At 51.6% G+C, this 2,395-nt stretch carries 1 rRNA gene; it reads left to right on the top strand.

Annotated elements, in window-relative coordinates:
• Positions 1-2,355, top strand: a 23S ribosomal RNA gene (locus KHN78_RS00030); the annotation flags it as partial.
• Positions 2,356-2,395: the final 40 nt, after the last annotated feature.

Here is a 2,395-nt window from a genome sequence, read left to right as displayed (position 1 = left end):
GTCCTGTGACTGCGTACCTTTTGTATAATGGGTCAGCGACTTATATTCAGTGGCAAGGTTAACCATCTAGGGGAGCCGTAGGGAAACCGAGTCTTAACTGGGCGTTCAGTCTCTGGATATAGACCCGAAACCAGGTGATCTAGCCATGGGCAGGTTGAAGATTGAGTAACATCAATTGGAGGACCGAACCGACTAATGTTGAAAAATTAGCGGATGACTTGTGGCTAGGGGTGAAAGGCCAATCAAACCTGGAGATAGCTGGTTCTCCCCGAAAGCTATTTAGGTAGCGCCTCGGACGAATACTACTGGGGGTAGAGCACTGTTAAGGCTAGGGGGTCATCCCGACTTACCAACCCTTTGCAAACTCCGAATACCAGTAAGTACTATCCGGGAGACACACGGCGGGTGCTAACGTCCGTCGTGGAGAGGGAAACAACCCAGACCGCCAGCTAAGGTCCCAAATTATTACTAAGTGGGAAACGATGTGGGAAGGCTCAGACAGCCAGGATGTTGGCTTAGAAGCAGCCATCATTTAAAGAAAGCGTAATAGCTCACTGGTCGAGTCGGCCTGCGCGGAAGATGTAACGGGGCTAAGTAATAAACCGAAGCTGCGGCAATGAAGTTTACTTCATTGGGTAGGGGAGCGTTCTGTAAGCCGTTGAAGGTGTGTTGTAAAGCATGCTGGAGGTATCAGAAGTGCGAATGCTGACATGAGTAACGATAAAGGGGGTGAAAAACCTCCTCGCCGGAAGACCAAGGGTTCCTGTCCAACGTTAATCGGGGCAGGGTAAGTCGACCCCTAAGGCGAGGCCGAAAGGCGTAGTCGATGGGAAACGGGTTAATATTCCCGTACTTCTTACAATTGCGATGGGGGGACGGAGAAGGCTAGGTGGGCCTGGCGACGGTTGTCCAGGTTCAAGTGCGTAGGCTTAAGAGTTAGGTAAATCCGGCTCTTTCTAAGGCTGAGACACGACGTCGAGCTACTACGGTAGTGAAGTCATTGATGCCATGCTTCCAGGAAAAGCCTCTAAGCTTCAGATTGTAAGGAATCGTACCCCAAACCGACACAGGTGGTCGGGTAGAGAATACCAAGGCGCTTGAGAGAACTCGGGTGAAGGAACTAGGCAAAATGGTACCGTAACTTCGGGAGAAGGTACGCTCTTGATGGTGAAGTCCCTTGCGGATGGAGCTGACGAGAGTCGCAGATACCAGGTGGCTGCAACTGTTTATTAAAAACACAGCACTGTGCAAAATCGTAAGATGACGTATACGGTGTGACGCCTGCCCGGTGCCGGAAGGTTAATTGATGGGGTTAGACTTCGGTCGAAGCTCTTGATCGAAGCCCCGGTAAACGGCGGCCGTAACTATAACGGTCCTAAGGTAGCGAAATTCCTTGTCGGGTAAGTTCCGACCTGCACGAATGGCGTAATGATGGCCACGCTGTCTCCACCCGAGACTCAGTGAAATTGAAATCGCTGTGAAGATGCAGTGTACCCGCGGCTAGACGGAAAGACCCCGTGAACCTTTACTACAGCTTGGCACTGAACATTGACCCTACATGTGTAGGATAGGTGGGAGGCTTTGAAGCAGGTACGCTAGTATCTGTGGAGCCGTCCTTGAAATACCACCCTTGTAGTGTTGATGTTCTAACGTTGACCCCTTATCGGGGTTGCGGACAGTGCCTGGTGGGTAGTTTGACTGGGGCGGTCTCCTCCCAAAGAGTAACGGAGGAGCACGAAGGTGGGCTAATCACGGTTGGACATCGTGAGGTTAGTGCAATGGCATAAGCCCGCTTGACTGCGAGAATGACAATTCGAGCAGGTGCGAAAGCAGGTCATAGTGATCCGGTGGTTCTGAATGGAAGGGCCATCGCTCAACGGATAAAAGGTACTCCGGGGATAACAGGCTGATACCGCCCAAGAGTTCATATCGACGGCGGTGTTTGGCACCTCGATGTCGGCTCATCACATCCTGGGGCTGAAGTCGGTCCCAAGGGTATGGCTGTTCGCCATTTAAAGTGGTACGCGAGCTGGGTTTAGAACGTCGTGAGACAGTTCGGTCCCTATCTGCCGTGGGCGTTGGAGAATTGAAAGGGGCTGCTCCTAGTACGAGAGGACCGGAGTGGACGAACCTCTGGTGTTCGGGTTGTGTCGCCAGACGCATTGCCCGGTAGCTAAGTTCGGAATCGATAACCGCTGAAAGCATCTAAGCGGGAAGCGAGCCTTGAGATGAGTTCTCCCTGATACTTTAAGTATCCTAAAGGGTTGTCGGAGACTACGACGTTGATAGGTCAGGTGTGTAAGTGCTGTGAGGCATTGAGCTAACTGATACTAATTGCCCGTGAGGCTTAACCATACAACACCCAAAGGGTTTTGATGGACTCAAAGCAAGAACA

The organism is Vibrio sp. B1REV9 (assembly GCF_905175395.2).
GTDB lineage: Bacteria > Pseudomonadota > Gammaproteobacteria > Enterobacterales > Vibrionaceae > Vibrio > Vibrio alfacsensis.
The sequence above is the reverse complement of the archived record's forward strand: the minus strand, read 5'-3'. Positions and strand labels throughout refer to the sequence as shown.